Source organism: Duganella levis, assembly GCF_009857605.1.
Taxonomy (GTDB): domain Bacteria; phylum Pseudomonadota; class Gammaproteobacteria; order Burkholderiales; family Burkholderiaceae_D; genus Rugamonas; species Rugamonas levis.
Genome location: NZ_WWCT01000031.1, coordinates 38,076 through 57,629, shown reverse-complemented (window position 1 = coordinate 57,629; position 19,554 = coordinate 38,076). Strand labels below are relative to the sequence as shown.

The following is a 19,554-nucleotide window of genomic DNA, read 5'->3' as shown; positions in this document are numbered from 1 at the left end:
CACGCGATCGCGGCTGGCCAGCTTGCCGACTTTCTCCGGCGGCGTCCAGAAGCCCAGCGATTCGCTGCCGCCGGCAGGCCGTGCCTCGCCCTTTGGCGGCGCCGGCTTCTTGGCCAGTGGCGGCGCGCCGGCAGGGCGCTTGGCGGCGTTGGGCGGCGGACCTTTGCGCGCCGGCGCCGCAGCACCTCTCGCCGAGGTTTCAGGCACACGGTGGTCGGCTTCAAAGCCTTGTTCTTCGAAACGCGGCACGGCTTGGCGCGTCAACGTCTCGATCGCCTTCAGCACATCCACTTCGTCGGCGCACACCAGCGACACCGCTTCGCCCTCCATGCCCGCGCGGCCGGTACGGCCAATGCGGTGAATGTAGTCTTCGGCCACGGACGGCAGGTCAAAGTTCACCACCAGCGGCAGCGCTTCGATATCCAGGCCGCGCGCCGCCACGTCGGTGGCGATCAGCAGTTGCACTTCCTTGCGCTTGAATCGGTCCAGCGCTCGCAGGCGTGCCGGTTGCGTCTTGTCGCCGTGGATGGCGTCCGCCGTCAGGCCATGATCCAGCAACTCCTTGACCAGCGCCTCCGCGCCTTTGCGCGTTTTGACGAACACCAGCGCCTGCGTCCAACCCAGCTTGTTCAGCAGGTGCAGGAACAGCTCCGGCTTGCGGCGCTTGTCGGTGGTGACCAGCCACTGTTTGACCGATTTGACGGCCGTATTGGCCGCTTCCACCTGAATCGACACCGGATCGCGCAGCAGGCCCTTGGCCAGCTTGCGGATCTCGTCCGAGAAGGTGGCCGAGAACAGCAGGGTCTGACGCTGCTTCGGCAGCGCCGCCAGCAGAATGTCCAGATCGCGTTCAAAGCCCAGGTCCAGCATGCGGTCCGCCTCGTCCAGCACCAGCGTTTGCAGCAGTTCGAAACTGATCACGCCCTGGTCGTGCAGGTCGAGCAAACGGCCCGGCGTCGCCACCAGCACGTCCAGACCCTTGCGCAGCTTGGTGATCTGCGGCTCGATCGCCACGCCGCCATACGCCACGGCGCTGCGCAGCGGCAGGTTGCTGCCATAGCTGCGGAAGCTTTCGTAGACCTGTTCCGCCAGCTCGCGCGTCGGCACCAGCACCAATGCGCGCACGCATTGCGGCGCGGTCGCGCCTTCCATCGTCAGGCGATGCAGGATCGGCAGCGCGAAACCGGCGGTCTTGCCGGTGCCGGTCTGCGCGGCCGCCATCACGTCGCGGCCTGCCAGTACGGCGGGAATGGCTTGCTTTTGCACGGGCGTAGGCTGCTTGTAGCCCAGCGCGTCCAGCGTGCGCAGTAAGGGATCGATCAGGCCGAGGGATTGGAAGGTCATGGTGTGGTCAGTCAAACAAAAAGGGGCGCAGTATAGCCGGTTTATGCGGTCGCCAGCGCATCCGACCACAAGGCCAGGATCTCGCGCACGCGCTGGTCGGACAGCGACAGCAGGTTGTCGCCGATGTACAGCTCTACCCAACTGCGGTCCGGCAGCGCCGCATGATTGGCGCCGTTGAACAGCCACACGCCATGTTCCTGCGCGATGCTGCCACGAATTTCCAGCGCGCGCTGGCGGCTCACCGGCAGGTGAATGTGCAGCATATTGGCGTGCGGCTTGGCCGGATTGGGCATCAGCAGCGGATAGTCGCGCAGCGCCTCATACAGCCATTGCGTGCGGCGGAAGTAGTCCGGCATCGCCGCCAGCCGCGCGTCGAACTGCATGGCGGCGGCGACCACATAGGGCGTGCGCTGATACACATTGCCGCCCTGGCGGCGATACCACTCCTGCGCCTTGGCGACGAAGGCCGCGCTGCCAGCCAGCATGGCGCCGCCCATGCCGCCGATGCCTTTGTACAGCGACACGTACACGCTGTCGAAGCCCGTCGCGATCTCACTGGCAGGGCGATCGAAAGCGGCGGTGGTTTCCCACAGGCGCGCGCCATCCATGTGCAGGTGGATGCTTCGTTCTTTGCAATAGGCTTTGATGGCCGCCAGTTCGTCCCAGCTTGGGCACTGGCCACCGATTTCGCGCGCCGGCAGTTCCAGCGCGGCCGCGCCCAGTTGATCGGGAATGGCTTTCAGTTCATCCAGCGTCCACGGACGATTTGGATCGCCGATCTGCAAGGCCTGGAAATGGTCGAACAACTGATGGTTGCCGCGTTCATGCTTGAGAATGTGCGAGGTGGGATGCAGCGCCACCAGCTTGCTGCCACGCTCCGCGCAGGCGATGCGCAGCGCGGTGGCTTGCGTCATGGTGCCGGTGATGCAGAACACGGCCGCCTCAAAACCCAGCAGGCGCGCGACTTTCGCTTCAAAATCCTGTATCAGCGCGCCGCTGCCGTAGACGTCATGCGTGACCTTGTGCGTTTCGCACCATTCGCCCATGGCGGCAAACAGCTCGGCGGGCGAGGGCGTGCGATGGCCGGGCAGGTGGCTGCGGCAACTGAGTTTGAGTTCTGCGTCGGTCACGGCGGTCTCCTGAAAGGCAGCATGTTACCACTTCGCCCTGTACTGCCCCTCGTAGTCCGGCGACAGGGTGCCCATCATGCGGTCCCAGAACAGGAAATACCAGCTGAAGTTATAGCGCGCCTTGGCGTGGTGGATGTTGTGCGCAGTGGAGGTGTTGATCCACCGGCCCAGCCAGTGGCCGGACAGCGCGCGCGGATACAGCTCGTAGCCGAGGTGCGTGTACACCGCATACACCGTGTTGATAATCGAGAAGGTGAAGATGGCCCAGCCGGTCATCGGCACGATCAGCAGGATCAACACCCCGGCGCCGCTGTCGACGATGGCTTCCAGTGGGTTGACGGAGTAGGTCGACCACGGATTGGTGTTGGTCGAGCGGTGGTGCGTGCGGTGGAACCAGCGGAACAGGCGGCGGTGGTGCATCAGCCGGTGCGTCCAGTAGAAGTAGGTGTCCTGCACCACCATCGCCAGCAGGATGCTGAGGAAGAAGTACGGCCAGCCGTGATCTGATATGCGCGGATAAAACTGCGTGTATTCGCCGAAGCCGATCAGGAACAGCAACGGCAGGTAGCTGGAGAAGACGATGATGCTGCCGATGGAGGTGAAAAGCTCACGGCGGATTTGCGACACATCGACCGGCTTGGGCTGCAACGGCTTGCGCTTGCCGGGCCATTTGCGCCACCACAGCCACAACGCGAAGAACGCGCCCGCAATCACCGCATAGTAGATTGCGGTTTGCTGAAGGCTGTTGAGTATTCGGTGCAGCAGCATGGCGTCTCCCGGTATTGGAAGACGCCATCATACGGTCGGCCTGCGCCGGCTGTGCTTATAAAATAATTAATGCACTATGTGGACGTTGTGGAATTGCAGTGCCGCGAGGTTGGCGTAGATGCCGCCCAGCGCCACCAGCGATGCGTGCGTGCCGGTTTCGACGATTTTGCCGTCTTCCATAACGATGATGCGATCGGCGCGCTGCACTGTCGCCAGGCGGTGCGCGATGATGACGGTGGTGCGGCCGACCATCGCCGCTTCCAGCGCGCTTTGCACCAGGCGTTCGGATTCCGCATCCAGCGCGCTGGTGGCTTCGTCCAGCAGCAGCAGCGGTGGATTTTTCAGCAGCGCGCGCGCAATCGCGATGCGTTGACGCTGGCCACCGGACAAGCGCACACCACGCTCACCCAGGAAGGATTGATAGCCTTGCGGCAGACGTTCGATGAATTCATGGGCGGCGGCCAGCTTGGCGACCGCGATCACTTCTTCGTCGGTAGCGCCGGAGCGGCCGTAGCGGATGTTTTCCATGGCGTTGGCCGAGAAGATGATCGTATCCTGCGGCACGATGCCGATGGCGTCGCGCAGCGTGTGCAGGTCGAGCTGCGTGATGTCGACACCATCCAGCTTGATGCTGCCGTGTTGCGGATCGTAGAAGCGCAGGAACAACTGGAACAGCGTGGTCTTGCCGGCGCCGGAAGGACCGACGACTGCCACCGTTTCACCCGGCTTGATATCCAGCGATACGTGGTCGAGCGAGTTGGTCTCCGGCCGGGATGGATACGAGAACATCACGTCGTTCAGCGTCAGTGCGGCGCCGTTGGCCGCGCGCGGTGGCAGCGCCAATGGCGTGACCGGCGATTGAATCCTGGATTTGACCGACATCAGTTCCAGCAGGCGCTCGGTGGCGCCGGCGGCCCGCTGCGCTTCGCCCATCACCTCGGACAGCGCGCCAATCGCACCGGCCACGATGGAGGCGTACAGGATGAACTGACCGAGGTCGCCACCGGTCATTTCGCCCGACAGCACGGCGTGCGCGCCGAGCCAGAGCACGAAGACGATGGCGCCGAACACCAGCACAATGGCCAGCATGGTGAGTACGGCGCGCGCGCGGATGCGGCGCATGGCGGTCTGGAATGCGCCTTCGACCGAATTGCCGAAGCGCTGCGATTCGATTTTTTCGTGCGTGAAGGCCTGCACCGTCGGCATGGCGTTGAGGATTTCGCCGGCCATGGCGGAAGCGTCGGCCACGCGGTCCTGCGAGTCGCGCGACAGCGTGCGCACGCGGCGGCCGTACATCACGATCGGCAGCACTGTCAGGATCAGCAGGCCGATGATGATGGCCGACAGTTTGGGACTGGTCACGAACAGCATCGCCAGGCCGCCGATAAACAGCAGCACGTTCCGCAAGGCCATCGAGATGCTGGTGCCGACCACCGACTGAATCAGCGTGGTGTCGGTGGTGATGCGTGACAGGACTTCGCCGGTCTGCGTGGTCTCGAAAAATTCCGGGCTTTGCGTGACGACGTGCTTGTAGACGGCGCTGCGGATGTCTGCGGTCACGCGTTCGCCCAGCCAGGAGACGGTGTAGAAGCGCGCCGCCGTGGCCAGCGCCAAGATGGTGGCGAGGCCGAACAGCGCCAGGAACACCAGGTCCACATGCTGGATGCTGCGCGTGCCGGCGCCGCCGAATCCGAGGTCGATCATTTGCTTGAAGGCGGCGGGAATGGCCAGCGTGGAGGCGGCGGCCACCACCAGCGCAACCCCGGCCATGGCGAACTGGCGCTTGTACGGCGCCAGGAATGGCCCCAGCTCGCGCAAGGTGGCAAGGCTGCCTTTTTTAAGTTCACGGGATGCGTTCGGTGCAGCGGCGGTTGGCGTGCTGGCGGTGGTGCTATTGGTCATCGTGTGGCTGCGGTTACGTGAATATACTTGTTATGACGTCTGGTACGGCTTTATATTGTGCTTACAATTTCATGGCGCTGACATAGCCCGTCAATTCCAGATAGGCGCGGCCGATACGCTTGCCGTCACGGTTCAGCGTGACCGCACCTTCCCAGTACACCGCGCCGACCGACCGGCGCGAATCGAGCTCCTGGTCGTCCTGCAGCGGCACCACGTCCCAGACGTTGCTGCCGGTGGTGAGCCGGGTGGCGACCGGATACTCGGCATTGGTGCGCGGTGAACGCCACTTCCGTTGCGGGCTGAAACTGACCTGGTCCGGCGCGAACTGCGTGATCTTACCGGATGCGTCGCGCCATGTCGCGTGCGCCCATAGTTTAGCACCTGTCTTGCTTCTGATCTGGAATGCCATTAATGCACCGCCGTCATCGAGGTTGGCGCCGATCCAATCCCAGCCGCTGGCATCGGGATCGACATACTCGCTGAACCACTCGTGATCGAGCCACGCGCTGCCGGTGACGGCGACCGGCTTGCCGTTGCGGGTGACGTTGCCGCTCACTTGCAGGTGCGGTTCGCTGTAGTAGTAGCTGGCCTGGCCCGGGCGCGGGCCCTTGCGCGAGTAGCCGCGTTGATCTTCTGGCATCACGGCCTGGCTGGGCGTCAGTTTGATGTCATATTTGAATTGCGCGCTGTCGACATGGACGGTGTAGCTGCCGTCGGCGGCGCGTACCATATGCCAGTCTTCCAGCTTGACGTTGGTGTCGCCGGTTTTCGCGTAGGACAGGCCGAAGCCTTCGCGCTCGGAGCGTTGGTCGTGCAGCAGCTTGCCGTTGGCCGGGTCGGAGACGGCGGCGTGGCCGATGATCAGCTGCTTGGGCGCGAACTGGCTCGGGTTGTCGCGGTCGTGCGTGGTGGCGCTGCGGAAGAAGGTGACCTGGAAGCCGAGCGGTTTGCCGTCCGGCGTATCGAGCCAGCCGGTGACGTACCACCATTCGGTTTTGAAGTCGGGATGGGCGCCGTAGTCTTTAGGGAAGGACAGCGTGGCGCCGGCCGGCAGCGGCGTGACGGTCGCAAATTCCGGCGCGGCGGCATGCGCCGGCGAAGACAGAGCTAGCGCCAGCGTGGCTGCGACAAGGCGCAGTAGGCGAATGAACATTACCAGTCCTCCCTGACGGCGCGTATCGGTCCGCCGGACAGCGCCTGGCGGCCGGCCAACAGCGCGGTAAGCGCGGCGGCGGCCAGCAGCAGGCCGGCCACGGTGGCCAGCAGCGGCCATGGCATGTGCAGTTGCATGGTCCAGTGGAAGGACTGCGGATTGACGACGAACACCAGGATCAGGCTAATCACCCAACCCAGCGCGAAGCCGGTGACGATGCCGAGCGCCGTCAGCGAGCCGCCTTCAATCGCCAGTATCGACAGCACCTGGCGGCGCGTGACGCCGACATGGCGCAGCATGCCGAATTCCTTGGCGCGCGCCAGCGTTTGCGCCGAGAAGGTGGCAGCCACGCCGAACAGGCCGATGACGATGGCAATCGCCTCCAGCAGGTAGGTGATGGCGAAGCTGCGGTCAAATATCTTCATGCTCATGGCGCGGATTTCCGATGGTTCGCTGGCGTTCAGCGCGGCGGCGAACGGCAGTTGTTTAAGTGCCTTGATGGTGTCCTCCGGCCGGCTGCCCGGTTTGAGCGTGAGCGCCACGCCACTGGCTTCCTGTTCGCCGGTGATGGCGCGGTAGTCGTTCAGCCGCATCTGGATGGTGCCGGTAGGGCGGGCGTAGTCGCGCCAGATGCCGGCCACGAGGAAGGCGCGCGGCGTGCCGGCCAATGGCAGTTCGATGCGCTGGCCGACCTTCATGCCGTACAAATCGACCATGGCTTCCGACACCCACACCGGCGGCGGTCCGCCTGCTGCGGGTAGTTGCGTGGCGCCGACGATGGCCAGCGTGCGGCCGGGATTGGCCGCATCCACGGTGCGCGCCATCAGCGTGACGGGCGGACGGCCCGGCGCCAGGGCGACGGAGCGCGTGGTCAGAAAGTCGGCGCTGGCGACGCCTGGCAGCGCGGCCATCGCCGCCTGTTCCAGCGGCCGCAAGCCGGCCGTGGCGCCGCCGCTGGCGGTACTGACGTAGATATCGGCCGGCAGGATATGTAGCAGCCAGTCGTCCAGCGACACGCGGAAGCTGGCGACCATGATGGCCATAGCGACCATCAGGCTGAAACTGGACAGCACGCCGCCCAGCGCGATGCCGGCCTGGCTGGAGGCGTTGGCGAGGCGGGACAGAGTGAGCGTCATGACGGCCGATGCATCGGGCTTGCCGGCGGTGGCGACACTCCAGCGCTGGTGCGCGAAGCGGAACACGATGGCGGCCAGGCGCGGCATCAGGCCAATGGCGCCAATCAGCAGCAGGGCGATGGACAGGTAGCCGAACAGCGGCAGTTCGAATATCGGTGGGGCTTGCGACAGCAGCGCGGCCAGGGCGATGCACGCCAGCGACGGCCAGGCACGCGACAGGCGCGACATCGCGGCTTCTTCGCTGCCGGATTTGAGGGCGATGGCTGGTTTTGCGCGGGCGGCGTCCAGTGCCGGCGCGGCGCAGCCCAGCAGGGCGACAGCCACGCCCAATGCGAAATAGATGGCGGCGGCCACCGGTGTGAACTGCACTTGCGGACGCACACCGGAGAAGAAGCCGGCGCCGAGATCCGCGCCCATGAAGTGCAGCGCGGCGGCGGCCAGGCCATAGCCGGCGGCGATGCCGATGGCCGAACCGGCGATGCCCAAGCACAGCCCTTCGAGCAGGATCTGGCGCAGCAGGCGGTGGCGGTCCATGCCCAGCACGCGCAGCAGCGCGAACTGGCTGCGGCGGCGGATCACCGACAGCGCTTGCGTCGAGAAGACCAGGAAGGCGCCGGTGAACAGCGCCACCAGTGCAAGCACGGTCAGGTTGACGCGGTAGGCGCGGCTCATGCTTTCGTTGCTGTTGTTTTGTTCGTTGTCGTTGGGCTGGTTGACGCGGAAGCGGCCGGGGTAGCGGGCTTGCAGGTCTTTTTCCAGTTGGGCCTTGAAGGCTTCGCGATTGACGCCATCGCGCAGTTTGAGGTCGATGCGCGACAGTTGGCCGAGTTTTGCGAAGCGCCATTGGGCGGCGCCGATGTCCATCACCGCGATGCGCTGGCCGGCGCGGGCGGCAGGCAGGGAGCCGGCGACGCGCAGTTTGATCTGGCTGGTGCCGACTTGCAGCGTGACGGCGTTGGCTTGCGGTTGCAGCCATTGCTGGGCGGCGGCGGACAGGAACAGGGCGTCGTCGGCGAGGGTGTCGTTGATGTTGTTGTCGGTCGGCGTGCCGACCAGTTCCGGCGAGATGTAGCTGGCGCGGAAGGCGTCGGTGCCGATGATTTTAAGGGCGGTGCGCTGGCTGGGGACCGAGGCATCGAATTCCAGTACGGGGGAGGCGACGACCACACCGTCGCGTTGGGCCAGTGTTGGGTAGATGGCTTCGTCGAAGAATGGTTCGGTGCCGCGCACCTGGACGTCGGCAAGGCCGGACAGGCCTTTGACGGCGGCGGAGAATTCGTTGAAGGCGGCGGCGTTGATCAGGTGGATGGCGAAGCCGAGCGAGATGCCGACCGCAATCGCCGCAATCGCCACCAAGGCCCGTACCGGATGCGCGCGCCATTCGCCCAGCAGCAACCAGCGTGACAGCCGGCGCATTGACGCCGCCGTGTCGGAGGGCGTGTGCAGCGGCGTTGCGTTGGCGCGGACGCCGCCGTCGTGCTCCGGCGGCGCGACGGGTGCAGGTGCGGGCGCGTGGTCGGACATTAGCGCGGACACTCCAGCGTCATGGCTTCGCCAGCGCGTTGGGCGCGGAGGCGGGCGGCTTCGGTGGCTTGGCCGGTGGCGCGGCGGGCGTCTTCGTCGGCCCAGCGTTTGTTCAGTTTGAGCTTGTCGCACTTCTTGCGCTGCACCGCCGCTGCTTGCGACACGCGCGCAGCATCGCGTTCGTCACGCTCTTCGCGCTTGATACGCGCCTTTTCCAGAGCGTCCGCCTGTTTTTGCTGGCGGCGCAACGCGGTGGCCGCAGCCGCATCACGCGGCGGCGCGGCTGGCGCCTGCAGCGTGGAAGCATCCGCGCCAGCAGGACACGGCGCATCGCTATAAGTCGTCTTGCCATCCGCCTTGCATTTGTAGACGGTTTGCGCGTACGCCACCAGCGTGGTAGCCCACAGCACCACAACGATCAGCAGTTTCATGTCAGCCTCGGTCAAAGGATTTTCCCGGGATTCATGATACCCAGCGGATCCAATGCCGCTTTGATGGCTCGCATCATATTCAGCTCTATCGCCGACTTGTAGCGCGCCAGCTCATCGCGCTTCAATGCGCCAATGCCATGTTCGGCCGAAATCGAGCCGCCAAACGACACGACGCTATCGTGCACCACACGGTTGACCTTCTCCTGGTTCGCCAGGAAGTCCTCGTTAGAGATGCCAACCGGCGGCGCCACGTTGTAATGCAGATTGCCGTCGCCCAGATGGCCGAAGCACACCAGCTGACAACCCGGAAACGCCGCATCCAGCTGCGGCCCGGTGACGGAGATAAAGTCCGCAATCCGCGACACCGGCAGCGAAATATCGTGCTTGATGTTCTTGCCCGCCTTGGCCTGCGCCAGTGGAATATGCTCGCGCAACTGCCACAGACCAGCCGACTGCGCCACCGACGTCGCGACCACCGCATCATTGATCACACCACGCTCCAGCGCCGCGCCGATCGCCTGTTCCAGCAGCCCGACCGCATGCTGCTCCGACTCGCTGCTGCTCAATTCCAGCAGCACATACTGCGGATGCGACGTGGCGAAAGGCTTGGGCAGTTGCGGGAACTGCTCCGCCACCAGCTCCAGGCAGTAGCGCGACATCAGCTCAAAACCGGTCAGGCTGGAAGCGCAATAGTCCTGCATCAGCACCAGCAACTGTTGCGCAGTGGCCGGTGAGGGCAGCGCCGCCAGCGCCGTGATGCTGGCCTTCGGCTGCGGATACAGCTTGAGCACCGCGCCGGTGATGATGCCCAACGTGCCTTCCGCGCCAATGAACAGGTCGCGCAAATCGTAGCCGGTATTATCCTTGCGCAGGCCGCGCAAGCCGCTCCAGACCTCGCCCTGCGGCGTGACCACTTCCAGCCCGAGGCACAATTCACGCGTGTTCCCGTAGCGCAGAACAGCCGTGCCGCCAGCATTGGTCGACAGATTGCCGCCGATGGTGCAGCTGCCTTCCGCCGCCAGCGACAGCGGGAACAAGCAGCCCTTGGCTGCCGCGGCTTCCTGGATTTGCTGGAGTATGCAGCCCGCATCCACCGTCATGGTGCGGTTGACCGGATCGACCTGGCGAATGTTGTTCAGCCGCGCCAGCGACAACACCACCTGCGCGCCGCTGGCATCCGGCACGCTGCCTAGCACCAGTCCCGTGTTGCCGCCTTGCGGCACCAGCGCCACGCGATACGATACGCAGGCGCGCACCAGCGCCGCCACTTGCTCCACTGAGCCGGGACGCAGCACCGCCAGCGCCTTGCCGGTAAAGCGTCCGCGCCAGTCGGTGAGGAAGGGCGCCATATCGGCCGGCGCGTCGAGCACATAAGCGTCGCCGACGATGTCGCGGCACTGCGTGAGGAATTCCATCATTTGACCGTGTTGACCTTGATCTTGTCCAGCAGCTCCCGCGCCATCTTTTTCGCGGCGCGCTTGTACGGACGCAGATACAGCACCGCGCATACAAAGTAGACGCAGACCACCGCCGCCTCGCCCCAGCCCAGCCACGCCGACAACGAGCCGATATCGCTCCAGCCGCGCACCACGCCTTCGGTGAAGTACAGCAGGATCATCATCGAGGTCCATTGCAGCGTGTAGATATCACGCTTGTAGACGCCGTACAGCGGCAGCAGCAGCGGCACCGCCTTCAGCACCAGCCAGGAGCCGCCCGGCTTTAACGGCGCCAGCACCATCTCCCACAACACACACAAGATAATCAACGTCACCAGGCTGCCGATGGCGCCCCAGTGAAAATACTTCTGCATTGTGGTTTCCATGGCGCTTATCCGTGTAGTTTGACTGCTGTTTCGGCCAGCCGCTTGCCCATTGCGATGGCCAGGCGTTTCTCGTCTTCGGTGATGACTTTCTTGCCATCGAGGCCAGACCAGTGGCTGGCGCCATACGGCGTGCCGCCGCTCGAAGTAGTCATCAATTCAGGATTGGTGTAGGGCAGGCCGAGCACCATCAGGCCATGATGGAACAGCGGGATCATCATCGACAGCAGCGTCGACTCCTGGCCGCCATGCAGGCTGCCGGTCGAGGTAAACACGCAGGCCGGCTTGCCCGCCAGGGTGCCGGACAGCCACTGGCTGGCGGTGCCGTCCCAGAAATACTTCATCGCCGCCGCCATGTTGCCGAAGCGGGTAGGCGAGCCGACCGCGATGCCGGCGCATTCGGTCAGGTCGTCCAATTCGACGTAAGGCGCGCCGTCGGCCGGCACTTCCGGCTCGGTGGCTTCGGTCACGGTGGACACCGCCGGTACCGTGCGCAGACGCGCATCGCAACCCGGCACGCTCTCGATTCCCTGGGCGATCAGCTCCGCTAATTTGCGGGTGGCGCCCTGGCGAGAGTAAAACAGTACAAGAATAGTCAGATTAGGATGGTTCATCGGCGTTATTATAGGGCGCTTTAGCGGATGGCATCATTGCCACTGTTGTAATACGATAGCGTCCATGTACCAAAAATATATCCGTCCCGTTTTCTCTTATCTCTTCCGCACCTGCCGCAGCGGCATCCAGACCGTCCGGTCGCTGTCCTGGCCGGAGGTGCGGGATCTGTTCCTGTTCGCGCGCCGCCGGTTGCAGGAGGAGAGTGTGCCGCAGGTGGCCGGCAGCCTGACCTTCACCACCGTGTTTGCGCTGGTGCCGCTGCTGACCATCGCGCTGGCGATCTTCACCACCTTCCCGATCTTTAACACCTTCCGCAGTTCGCTGGAGGCGTACTTCGTGCAGAGCGTGATGCCGAAGACAATTTCCAGCACCATCCTTAACTACCTGACCATGTTCGCCTCCAAGGCCACGCGGCTGTCGGCGGTGGGTGCGGTGGCGCTGATCTTCACCTCGATCGCCATGATGAACCTGATCGAGCGCGTGTTCAACCGCATCTGGCGGGTGCGCGGCCAGCGTTCGTGGACTAAGCGCATCCTGGTCTACTGGGCGCTGATTTCGCTCGGACCGCTGCTCATCGGCGTCTCGCTGACGCTGTCGTCGCAGGTGTTCATGGCCACCAGCGACCTGGTTGGCGATGTGCCGATCCTGGGCGCGCTGATTTATACCGTGCTGTCGTTCACGCTGACCATGGCCACCTTTACGCTGCTGTACGTGGTGGTGCCGAACCGCGACGTCGACTGGCACGACGCCGCGTGGGGCGGCCTGGTAGCCGGCCTGGCGTTTGAAATCGCCAAGCGTGGTTTCGCCATTTTCATTACGCAGTTCCCGACCTATTCCAAGATTTACGGCGCACTGGCGGCCTTGCCGCTATTCCTGTTGTGGGTCTACGTGTCGTGGATGATTACCTTGTTCGGCGCCTTGCTGACGGCCGCGCTGCCGGTGGTGAAGTATGAACGCTGGTGGCATGAGGCGCTGCCGGGCGGCGAGTTTGTCGACGCCATGGCGATCCTGCGCGTGCTGCATGTGGCCTCGATGTGCGGCGATACGGCGCTGGTCAGCTCAGGGCAGATTCGCGAACGCACGCGACTGGGCTTTGATGAAATGGATAATCTGCTGGAACGCATGGTGGCGGAAGGCTGGGTAGGCCGGGTGCCGGTGGCCGCGCCGCCGCGCGTCCAGTGGGGCAAGCGGGTCAGCGATGGCGCCGACAACTGGGTGATCCTGGCCAATACCGACAAACTGACGTTGGCCGAAGTCTACCGCCTGTTCGTCTTTGCCGGCATGCCGGTCAACGCCGGCGTGGTGGCGGATGGCGACGATGAGCGCGACCTGCAGGCCGCGCGCGAAGCCGCCTCGCTGGCGCGCGAGGTGGAAACCGCGGTGGAATCAGGCCTGGGCAAGACTTTGGCCGACCACTTCGGCCCTATCGACTGCCGATAAAGCCGGCCAGCGCGCTGTTCACGGCGCGCGGCTGTTCTGCCATCATCGCGTGGCCGGCTTCCAGTGTCACGGTTTGGGCGTGCGGGATGGCTTCGATCAGCCGGCGCGCGGCCTTGGGTGGCGTCATGACGTCGCCCGCGCCGAAGATGAACAGGGTAGGGCAGCGCACCGCGCGCGCTGCGGTTTCGCCGTTGTCGTAGGCGTTGCAGGCGGCGAGGTCGGTGTACAGCAGTTGCGCGGGATTGGCGGCCGCGAGGCGTAGCATCAGCTGGCGCAAGGTGTCGGTGTCCGCATAACCCTGCGCGTGCGACCATTTGGTCACCATGTCGATGGCGCGGGTTTCGTCGTTGCGCGCGGTGTCCAGCAGCGCTTCCGCCACTTTCATCGGGAAGGCGGCGCCCAGCAGGGCCAGATGCGTGACGCGCTGCGGCGCCTTGCTGGCTACTTCCAGCGCGATGAGGGAACCCATGCTGTGGCCCACTAGCGCCGCGTGCTGCACGCCGGCCGCGTCCAGCGTGGCGAGCAGCCAGTCGGCCATGGCGGTCACGCTGGCCAGCGCCGGACCAGCATCCGGGCCGTGGCCGGGCAGGTCAATCGCGAGGATGGGATAGCCCAGATCCGCAAGGTAGCGGCTTTGCGCCGTCCACACGGTATGGTCGTTCAGTGCGCCGTGGATGAAAACCACTGTAGGCATATGCAGCATGTCGGTCTCCGTTTTTTGCGGCTATCCTACAGTAAGATCATAATGTTATGTTTTGCTTATCCGAAGCACTGGCTTTTTTGGCGGGCATACGCTACATTCGCAACAAGGCTTAGAACAACTAGAACTCCCATTCACAGAGCGCATATCAGCGAACAGGACGGCCCAACATGAAAGTCTCCGAAATTCTGCAAGTTAAAGGTTCCATCCTTTACACCATCTCCCCCGATCAACCGCTGGTGGACGCCGCCAACACCATGGCCGAGAAAGACATCGGCTCGCTGGTGGTGATGGAATTTGGCGATCTGGTGGGCATGCTCACCTTCCGCGAAGTGCTGCGGGCGCTGCATGACAATCAGGGAACTGTGGGCGGCGGCACGGTCCGCAAGCACATGGACGACCATCCGATCACCGTCACGCCGGACACGGAAGTCAACGAGGTGCGCCGCATCATGCTGGAAAAGCACGCGCGCTACCTGCCGGTGATGAACGCCAAGACCATCCTGGGCGTGATTTCGTTCTACGACGTCGCGCGCGCGGTGCTGGAAGCGCAAAGTTTTGAAAATCGCATGCTCAAAGCCTATATCCGCGACTGGCCGGCCGAAGCCGAACAAGCCGCGGATTAATTGCCGTATCAGGCGGCGCCCTCCAGGGCGTCGTTGCTGAGCCAGCCGTCCAGTGCGGCGGCTGTCATCGGCCGGGCGAACAGGAATCCCTGCGCCAATGGGCAACCCAGCGCTTGCAGGATCTGCGCCTGGCGTTCGTCTTCCACACCCTCTGCGATCACCGCCAGGCCCAGATTGCGGCCCAGCTGGATCACCATTTCCGCAATGCTGCTGCCGCGCGCCGAACCGGTGATCTCGGTGACGAAGGCACGGTCGATCTTCAGGCGGTCGATTTGCAGGCGCTGGAGGTAGGACAGCGACGAGAAGCCGGTGCCGAAGTCGTCGATGGCAATGCTGACGCCGGTTTGCTTGATCTGGCCCAGCATCTTGATCAGCAGGTCCGGCTCTTCCATGGCCATTGATTCGGTGATTTCCAGCTCGATGTTTTGCGGTGGCGCGCCGGTGTCTTCCAGCGCGCGCTTCAGCATGTCGAGGAAGAGCGGATGGCGGAACTGCACCTGCGAGACGTTAATCGACATCATGAAGTCGTGGTGGCCGGCCTTGCGCAGGTCGACCAATTCGCGGCAGGCAGTACGCATCACCCACTCGCCGAGGTCGATAATCAGGCCGGAATACTCGGCAATTGGGATGAAGCGGTCGGGCGAGATGAACTTGCCGTCCGGCGTTTGCCAGCGCAGCAGCGCCTCGGCGCCTACCGGGCGGCGCGTGACCAGGTCAATCTGCGGTTGATACACTACAAACAACTGGTTCTGGCCGAATGCCGTGCGCAGCGCGTGCATCATGCGCACCCGTTCGCGGATTTCCACACCCATCGAGCGCGAGAAATAGAAGTGGCCGGCGCGCTGTTGCGACTTGGCACGCTTGAGGGCGATGTCGGCGTCTTTCAGCGCATCGGCGCCGCTGCCTTCGTGTTCGTTCAGGCGCACCAGGCCCAGCGTTGCGGACAGCTGCACGTCCTGGCCGTCGATGCTGAAAGCACGCTGGAACAGCGCCAGAATATTGCCCGGATTGACCTGGGCCGAATCGCCCAGCACACAGAAGATATCGCCGCCGATGCGGGCCACGGTCACCCGTTCGCCCAGCTCGGTTTGCAGGCGGCCGGCTACGGCGACCAGCAGCAGGTCACCGAACTGGTGGCCGAGGGCGTCGTTGGTTTCGGCAAAGTGGTCGAGGTCGACCAGCGACAAGGTGGCTTCGTCGCGCGCCGGACCGGCCAGCGTGGCGTCGAGGATTTCCACCAGCCGGGTACGGTTGGGCAGCTTGGACAGCTGGTCGTAAAACGCCGCGTTATGCAGATGGGTAACCAGCTCCACATTGTCGAGACCGACTGCAACGTTGCTGCAGAACACTTCCAGCAGGCGCTCGTCGATTTCTGTCGGCGCCCGTTTGACTTCAAGGAAGCCGACGAAGTCGCGGCTGGCCTTGCCGGCGAAGTAGAGCGTGATGTAATCCGGGCCGTAGATGTTGCGCCGTTGCGCCAGCGCCAGTTCCAGTGCTTCATGAATGCGCTGGTCTTCGCGTACGGTCAGCGTGATATTGCTCAGGTGGCGGAAGGTGCCGGCACTGGCCATCACCATCAGCTCGTGGCAGCTGTCGTCCGGGCATTCCTGCACGCACAGCACGCCGTTGGCTTCGCAGCCCAGCAGGTCGCCGATTTGCGCCAGCACGCCGGCCGCAAAGTTCTGCACGCCGTGCAGCGCCATCAGCTGCGTGCTGGCGTGGACGATCTGGTTCAGGCCGCGGCGGCTGTCGTTGATCTTGCGGATCTGCTCGTAGGAGCGGATCGCCGCCGTGACCGTGGTGAACAACTTGATGCGGGTCAGCTCGGACTTGGTCTTGTAATCATTGATGTCGAAGTCGCGGATTGCGTCGATTTCCGGCGCGTAGCCGGGTTGGCCGGTGCGCAGGATGATGCGCACATCGTGCAGTTTCAGCGTTTCGCGGATGTAGCGCACCAGGTGCAGGCCGGCGTCGTCTTGCTCCATGACCACGTCGAGCAGGATGACGGCGATCTCCGCCTCATGCTTGAGCATTTCGCGCGCTTGCCCGGCCGAGTAGGCGTGGACAAATTCCAACGGCCGATGCTGCATGTCGAGATTACCGAGCGCAAAGGTCGTCGTCGAGTGCACGTCTTCATCGTCGTCGATGATCATGACACGCCACACGTTGCGGCCGCCAGGGGCTGCGGGCGCTGCCGGATGCTCTTCTAAGAATACCAAATCGTCTTGATCATCCTTGGACTGCTCAAGGGGTGTGACCGGTGGGGGCATGTGTAGCTTCTCCAGGATTACTCGGTGTTCTTGCGTTCAAGTATATAGCGAATTGTCAAAATGAATGCGGTTTTCCAGCGCTTTCAGTAACCGCCCGGGCGCCGACGTGCAAGCCGTGTTCAACTTGCAGCATACTTGTATCAAAAGAATGATATTTTACCAAGCGAAACTTGCTTTGTGGAAATTATTGTGTGGGCTGCCCGCCACGGTGCGTGGGCTGGTAAAATGAGGAACTTTCCCCATTTTCCGAAGATTCTTTTCCTATGTCCGGTAATACTTTTGGCAAATTGTTCTCTGTAACTACTTTTGGTGAGTCGCACGGTCCCGCGATTGGTTGTGTGATCGATGGTTGCCCACCAGGTTTGCCGTTGTCCGAAGCCGACATTCAGCCGGAGCTGGACCGTCGCAAACCGGGCACGTCGCGCCACGTTACCCAGCGCCAGGAGTCGGATACGGTGGAGATTCTGTCGGGGGTATACGAGGGCGTGACCACCGGCACGCCGATCGCGCTGCTGATCCGCAACGAGGACCAGCGCAGCAAGGATTACGGCAATATCGCCGACACTTTCCGTCCCGGCCATGCCGATTACACCTACTGGCACAAATACGGCGTGCGCGATCCGCGTGGCGGCGGCCGCTCGTCGGCGCGTCTGACGGCGCCGGTGGTGGGCGCGGCGGCGATTGCCAAGAAGTGGTTGCACCAGCAGTACGGCACGGTGTTCAAGGGCTGCATGAGCCAGCTGGGCGAGATCGCGGTGCCGTTCCAGGACTGGTCGCACGTGCCGGACAATCCGTTCTTTGCCGCTACCGGCGACGCCGCTGTCATCGAGCGCATGGAAGCCTATATGGATGAGCTGCGCAAGGCTGGTGACTCGATCGGCGCGCGCATCGACGTGGTGGCGCAGAATATTCCGGTCGGCCTGGGCCAGCCGATTTACGACAAGCTGGATGCCGACATCGCTTACGCCATGATGGGCATTAACGCCGTCAAGGGCGTGGAGATTGGCGCCGGCTTCAAGTCGGTCGAGCAGAAGGGCACCGAGCACGGTGATCCGCTGACGCCGCAGGGCTTCGTCGGCAATAACGCCGGCGGTGTGCTGGGTGGGCTGTCGACTGGCCAGGACATCACGGTGTCGATCGCCATCAAGCCGACCTCGTCGATCCGCACGCCGCGGCCGTCGATCGACAAGGCCGGCAATCCGGTGATGGTGGAGACCTTCGGTCGTCACGATCCGTGCGTCGGCATCCGCGCCACGCCGATTGCGGAAGCCATGCTGGCACTGGTGCTGATCGATCATGCGCTGATGCACCGCGCGCAGTGCGGCGATGTGAAAGTGTCGACGCCCAACATCGCGCTGTAATTGGTTCCTGCACAAGCGCTCAGCTTCGCTTTATTCCTCTTCTGTTATTACGCCCACGCGGGCACCTGGTCGACCTACGCGACGCTGTACTTTGCCGATAAGGGCATGACGGTCGCGCAGATCGGCGTGTTGATGTCGATGATCCAGGTGCTGCGCATCGTCGGCCCCAATGTGTGGGGCTACGTCGCCGATCATTACGACCGCCGCGTGCTGGTGCTGCGCATGGCCGGCTTTGCCGCGCTGATGGGCTTCTCGGGATTTTTCTTCGGCAGCAGCTTTGGCCACTTCATGCTGGCCATGGTCATCCTCAATCTGTTCACCAGCGGCCAGGCGCCGATCTGCGAAGCATTGATGCTGTCGGAGATGAAGGGCGACCTGACTTACTATGGCCGCATCCGCATGTGGGGCTCGATCGGTTTTATCGTGTCGGTGACGCTGGCGTCGGTGGCGCTGGAGCATTACGGCATCGTCACGCTGCCTTGGGTGGCTGCGGCGCTGCTGGTGGCGACTATTGCGGCGGCGTTCCGGCTGCGCGACGTGCCGCGCCGCACGCATGCGGTGGCGCCGCCGCCATTGTTGTCGCTGCTGCGCCGGCGCGAGGTGATTGCCTTCTTCGCTTCCACCGCGCTGATGGTGTCGGCGCATACGTCGCTCTACACCTTCTATTCGCTGTACCTGGAGCGCAGCGGCTATAGCAAGACCGTGATTGGCGCCATGTGGTCGCTGGGCGTGTTGGCTGAGGTGATGCTGTTCTATTTCCAGGCGCCGCTGTTCAAACGCTGGGGCGCGATGCGCATGATGTATCTAGCGCTGGGCGTTGGTGTGGTGCGCTTCCTGATGATCGGACTGGGCTCGCATGATGTCTGGCTGCTGGTCGTGGCGCAGCTGATGCATGCGGCCACGTTTGCGCTGCATCATTCGTCGTCGGTGATGTCCTTGCAGCGCTGGTTCTCCGGGCCGTTGCAGGCGCGCGGGCAGGCGCTGTACATGAGCATCTCATACGGCATCGGCGGCTCGCTGGGCGGCCTGTTCCTGGCGCAGTGGTGGGAGCGCGCCGGCGCGGAGAGCGTGTATTTTGTGGCGGCGGTGCTGGTGTGCTTGTCCGCTGTGGCAGCGACGCTCTCATTCCGCTGGCAGCGCAACGACGGCTATCAAACAGGCGTGGCTTTGTAGCGCATCAATACAGCCGGGCAAGGCGCGGACGTAGACTGGATGAATGTCCAATGCCGTCCGGCACCGCGATCCCGATGAACTGTATGCCGCCAAGTGGCAACTCACCAAACGACGCGGAAGAAGCTGTCGAGGGCCAGCATGGAGCAAATCGGCGTCTGGAGC

General features: G+C 63.7%; 16 protein-coding genes. 4 read left to right on the top strand and 12 right to left on the bottom strand.

All coding sequences use genetic code 11. From position 1 onward, the window contains the following. The 10 genes from GTP69_RS27425 to wrbA form a co-directional block, all read right to left on the bottom strand. On the bottom strand, window positions 1-1,344 hold a 1,344-nt coding region (locus tag GTP69_RS27425; RefSeq protein ID WP_202424593.1), incomplete at its 3' end, for a DEAD/DEAH box helicase. Between the two features lie 41 nt (window positions 1,345-1,385). Then, window positions 1,386-2,474 (bottom strand): threonine aldolase family protein, encoded by a 1,089-nt coding sequence (locus tag GTP69_RS27420; protein WP_161057856.1) that lies wholly within the window; start codon window positions 2,472-2,474, stop codon window positions 1,386-1,388. A gap of 24 nt (window positions 2,475-2,498) precedes the next feature. Beyond that, window positions 2,499-3,242: a sterol desaturase family protein gene (locus GTP69_RS27415; protein ID WP_161057855.1), complete on the bottom strand. Its 744-nt coding sequence runs from the start codon at window positions 3,240-3,242 to the stop codon at window positions 2,499-2,501. Window positions 3,243-3,308: 66 nt separating this feature from the next. Next, window positions 3,309-5,144 carry an ABC transporter transmembrane domain-containing protein gene (locus GTP69_RS27410; RefSeq protein ID WP_161057854.1) on the bottom strand — a complete coding sequence of 612 codons (1,836 nt, stop codon included), beginning with the start codon at window positions 5,142-5,144 and terminating at the stop codon, window positions 3,309-3,311. 61 nt (window positions 5,145-5,205) lie between these two features. Further along, window positions 5,206-6,297, bottom strand: a complete 1,092-nt coding sequence (locus GTP69_RS27405) for a lipocalin-like domain-containing protein (RefSeq protein WP_161057853.1) — start codon at window positions 6,295-6,297, stop codon at window positions 5,206-5,208. Then, window positions 6,297-8,849: an FtsX-like permease family protein gene (locus GTP69_RS27400; protein WP_161057858.1), complete on the bottom strand. Its 2,553-nt coding sequence runs from the start codon at window positions 8,847-8,849 to the stop codon at window positions 6,297-6,299. Before GTP69_RS27400 ends, GTP69_RS27405 begins: the two co-directional genes overlap by 1 nt. A 107-nt stretch (window positions 8,850-8,956) precedes the next feature. Then, entirely contained in the window at window positions 8,957-9,388 is a 432-nt protein-coding gene (locus GTP69_RS27395) for a DUF4124 domain-containing protein (RefSeq protein ID WP_161057852.1), read from the bottom strand. A gap of 11 nt (window positions 9,389-9,399) precedes the next feature. Continuing rightward, the gene (locus GTP69_RS27390; RefSeq protein ID WP_161057851.1) at window positions 9,400-10,806 is read right to left on the bottom strand and encodes an FAD-binding oxidoreductase; all 1,407 of its coding nucleotides are present in this window, start codon (window positions 10,804-10,806) and stop codon (window positions 9,400-9,402) included. Then, on the bottom strand, window positions 10,803-11,210 hold the full coding sequence (locus tag GTP69_RS27385; protein ID WP_110847715.1) for a DUF2069 domain-containing protein: 408 nt from the start codon (window positions 11,208-11,210) through the stop codon (window positions 10,803-10,805). The genes GTP69_RS27390 and GTP69_RS27385 overlap by 4 nt, the downstream gene beginning before the upstream one ends. Window positions 11,211-11,215: 5 nt before the next feature. Then, window positions 11,216-11,821 (bottom strand): NAD(P)H:quinone oxidoreductase, encoded by a 606-nt coding sequence (wrbA, locus tag GTP69_RS27380; RefSeq protein ID WP_161057850.1) that lies wholly within the window; start codon window positions 11,819-11,821, stop codon window positions 11,216-11,218. Between the two features lie 64 nt (window positions 11,822-11,885). Here wrbA and GTP69_RS27375 point away from each other — a divergent pair, with 64 nt between their 5' ends. Continuing rightward, window positions 11,886-13,262 (top strand): YihY family inner membrane protein, encoded by a 1,377-nt coding sequence (locus tag GTP69_RS27375; protein WP_161057849.1) that lies wholly within the window; start codon window positions 11,886-11,888, stop codon window positions 13,260-13,262. Here GTP69_RS27375 and GTP69_RS27370 read toward each other — a convergent pair. Then, window positions 13,246-13,965: an alpha/beta fold hydrolase gene (locus GTP69_RS27370; protein ID WP_161057848.1), complete on the bottom strand. Its 720-nt coding sequence runs from the start codon at window positions 13,963-13,965 to the stop codon at window positions 13,246-13,248. The genes GTP69_RS27375 and GTP69_RS27370 overlap by 17 nt on opposite strands. Before the next feature lie 167 nt (window positions 13,966-14,132). Here GTP69_RS27370 and GTP69_RS27365 point away from each other — a divergent pair, with 167 nt between their 5' ends. Then, window positions 14,133-14,588, top strand: a complete 456-nt coding sequence (locus tag GTP69_RS27365) for a CBS domain-containing protein (protein ID WP_110847719.1) — start codon at window positions 14,133-14,135, stop codon at window positions 14,586-14,588. Window positions 14,589-14,596: 8 nt separating this feature from the next. On the opposite strand, the gene GTP69_RS27360 is transcribed toward GTP69_RS27365, so the two are convergent. Continuing rightward, complete coding sequence (locus GTP69_RS27360) at window positions 14,597-16,858, bottom strand: GGDEF/EAL domain-containing response regulator (protein WP_161057847.1); 2,262 nt, start codon at window positions 16,856-16,858, stop codon at window positions 14,597-14,599. Between the two features lie 263 nt (window positions 16,859-17,121). On the opposite strand from GTP69_RS27360, the gene aroC reads away from it, so the two are divergent. Together aroC and GTP69_RS27350 are read left to right on the top strand one after the other, a co-directional pair. Beyond that, window positions 17,122-18,219 carry a chorismate synthase gene (gene aroC, locus GTP69_RS27355; protein ID WP_110847721.1) on the top strand — a complete coding sequence of 366 codons (1,098 nt, stop codon included), beginning with the start codon at window positions 17,122-17,124 and terminating at the stop codon, window positions 18,217-18,219. Next, window positions 18,220-19,392 (top strand): MFS transporter, encoded by a 1,173-nt coding sequence (locus GTP69_RS27350; RefSeq protein ID WP_161057846.1) that lies wholly within the window; start codon window positions 18,220-18,222, stop codon window positions 19,390-19,392. Window positions 19,393-19,554: the final 162 nt, after the last annotated feature.